Below are 2573 nucleotides of genomic sequence, written 5' to 3'. Positions count from 1 at the left end.
GGGGCTTGGCGCGCCGGCAAAAAGAATGGCGGCCCCAGAGAGCCGCCAAGGTTCAGCTAACTCTGCCGTGGGAAGCAGATCGCGCGACCCTAAACGCGGCGGCTCTTTAAAACAATTCCAATGAGGAAGTAACTCATGACCACCATGCCCCCCGGCGCGGCGATCCCGCGCGAGATCCACCCCGACGCCCTGGCCCTCGTCCGCCACTTCGAAGGCCTGTACCTCAAGGCCTACCTGTGCCCCGCGGGGGTGCCGACCATCGGCTACGGCCACACCGCCGGGGTTCGGATGGGCCAGATCATCACCTCCCTCCAGGCCGAGGTCTACCTGCGCGCCGACATGGCCGACGCCGCCAGCGATGTCGACCGGCTGGTCACGGTCCCGCTCACCGATCGGCAGCGCGGCGCCCTGGCGTCGTTCGTGTTCAACCTGGGGGGCGGCGCCCTGCGGGATTCCACGCTTCAGCGCCTGCTGAACCAGCGCGACTATGCCGGGGCGGCGGCCGAGTTTCCGAAATGGGTCTACGCAACGGTCAACGGCGTCAAGAAGCAGCTCGACGGGCTGAAGAAGCGCCGGGCTGCTGAGGCGAAGCTGTTCGAGACCGCCTGACCACCACTCACATTGTTCATGGCATGCAAAAAATCCTTTTAATTGGGTCTATAATCCTATAAAGTGACCTTGCGTTGCCCACGAAGGGTGCATCGCCATTTGGCAGTCATTGGTAAAAGGATGGGGTCATGACTATTGTAAAATACGGTCGGTATGTCGCCAATATGAGCGGGACTATGAATAACATGGTCCAAGTGGTTGACCCGAGCAGCAACGAAGCGGGTGCTGTTGTCAGAACACTCAATATGAGCATTAATGGTTCTGGATCGGTATGGTTGCTTACTGGTCCGACTGCTCCGATCTTCGGAACCGGACCCAACCACGTTGTCTTTCGGGTGAATGGCAACTCGTCAATGCTGACGGGTGGCACGCTGCCCTACGAGGTTGAGTTGCCATCGGGCTATGGACTGTGGCTCTACGCATCTGCGGCACAGTCCAGCGGTGTCAACATGTCTTACGATCTCTACTGACACCGAAACCCTGTTAGATGGGGTCACGTACATGGGGCTCGAAATGCCCCATGTGCGGAAACTATCTCGTTAGGATTTAATGCGCTATCGTTCCGGTCGGATCGGACTTTCTGCTCCGCTGCTACTCTACCCGCTTCACCGGCTGCCGGTACCGTCGGCGGGATGTCCGCCATCAATCCAGCAGCGCGTTCCAGGCATCCCACCCGTCACCGCTGAGCCGCCACCGGCCCGGACGCTCGCCGGCCAGGCAGCGACCTGCCGGGCATCCCGGCGGACAAGTTGGATTGAGGTGGACCGTACTCTGGCCGTCGCGGCTGAGCCGTCTTGTTCTAGCGGATAGGTTGATCGGGAAATGGTTCTGGCTGCCTACTTAATTTCCACGCTCTAATCTACTGATATATGAAAGCATTCTGGCGTCATTCTTCTGGATATCAAGCAATGGGGGAGCGCTATGTCTGCATTCGTGCGAGTGTTTGTTAAGGGTTCAAGATTCGGAAATGCTGCAAAAATGGAATTAATGACTGATCGCGTTCCGGTTCAAGGAGACTATATCCATATAGGAGGTAAAAATATCGCAAAGGTAAATTTTGTCATTTTGTTCGGTAACAATGAAGAGTTTGCTGCGTATGTGTATGCAGATCATGATCCCGATGATTTTCCAGATGGAGCGCAATAGGCGATCGTTCGCTCAACGATAAGCTCTGTATCCCATCCCAGCCGCCCGGCCCCCGCCGAGGCGGCTTTTTTCGTGCCCGAAGGAGGGGCATCCCCATGCTGCCACTGCTCATCCCGATCCTCACCGCCCTGGCCCCGGTGCTGCTGCCCGAGGTCGCCAAGGCCGCCCTCGGCACCGGCGAGACCGCCCAGAAGGTCGGTGAGGCTACGGTGTCCGTCGTCTCGGCTGTGACCGGCGTGCCGATCAGCACCCCGGCGGACGCCGAGCGTGCCGTCGCCGCGGTGCAGGCCGATCCCGCCAAGCTGGCCGAGCTGTACCGCCAGCAGGGCGATCAGGTCGTGGCGCTGCTGCGGCTGGACAACGACGACCGGGCCGACGCCCGCGCGCAGACGGTCCAGCTTGCCCAGGCCGGAAGCCGTATCTCCTGGGGCGCGCCCATCGTCTCGACCATCGTCCTGGTGACGTTCGGCATCGTGCTGTACCGGGTGCTGAGCCAGCCGGCGGGCGTGATCGACCAGAACGCCACGCTGATGCTCGGCGCCCTGACCACCATGGCCTCGGCGGTGGTGGCCTATTGGGTCGGTTCCAGCGCCGGGTCTGCGGCAAAGGACAGGCTGCTGCGGAAATGAGGGACTCGCCGTGACCGTTCCTCACCTCTCCGACCTCGCCGGGGCCGCCGGGTTCGTCCTGGTGGCCCTCTGGCCATGGCTGTCCGGTCGCCGCGCTCTGCTGGCCGGGCAGGGCGCCTCCGCCGCAGCCTTCGCGCTGCACTACCTGCTGATCGGCGCCTCGACCGGCGCAGCTATGGCCGGGCTCTC

General features: G+C 61.6%; 4 protein-coding genes. All 4 read left to right on the top strand.

Annotated features, from left to right (window positions below):
- Window positions 1-135 precede the first annotated feature (135 nt).
- The gene (locus H0B54_RS29235) at window positions 136-609 is read left to right on the top strand and encodes a lysozyme (protein WP_188263260.1); all 474 of its coding nucleotides are present in this window, start codon (window positions 136-138) and stop codon (window positions 607-609) included.
- Between the two features lie 128 nt (window positions 610-737).
- A complete protein-coding gene (locus H0B54_RS29230; protein WP_188263259.1) occupies window positions 738-1079 on the top strand; it encodes a hypothetical protein in 342 nt (113 codons plus the stop codon).
- A 451-nt stretch (window positions 1080-1530) separates the two neighbouring features.
- Window positions 1531-1755, top strand: coding sequence for a hypothetical protein (locus tag H0B54_RS29225; protein WP_188263258.1), 225 nt, complete (start codon window positions 1531-1533; stop codon window positions 1753-1755).
- Between the two features lie 95 nt (window positions 1756-1850).
- Window positions 1851-2384, top strand: a complete 534-nt coding sequence (locus tag H0B54_RS29220; protein ID WP_188263257.1) for a hypothetical protein — start codon at window positions 1851-1853, stop codon at window positions 2382-2384.
- The last annotated feature ends 189 nt before the right edge of the window (window positions 2385-2573 follow it).

The organism is Azospirillum tabaci (genome assembly GCF_014596085.1).
Classification (GTDB): Bacteria; Pseudomonadota; Alphaproteobacteria; order Azospirillales; family Azospirillaceae; genus Azospirillum; species Azospirillum tabaci.
This window is presented reverse-complemented; position numbering and strand designations above follow the sequence as displayed.

Bases quoted from the DNA above. Each gene is read 5' to 3' on its own strand.
- H0B54_RS29235 (WP_188263260.1), top strand. From the start codon at position 136: ATGACCACCATGCCCCCCGGCGCGGCGATCCCGCGCGAGATCCACCCC.
- H0B54_RS29230 (WP_188263259.1), top strand. From the start codon at position 738: ATGACTATTGTAAAATACGGTCGGTATGTCGCCAATATGAGCGGGACT.
- H0B54_RS29225 (WP_188263258.1), top strand. From the start codon at position 1,531: ATGTCTGCATTCGTGCGAGTGTTTGTTAAGGGTTCAAGATTCGGAAAT.
- H0B54_RS29220 (WP_188263257.1), top strand. From the start codon at position 1,851: ATGCTGCCACTGCTCATCCCGATCCTCACCGCCCTGGCCCCGGTGCTG.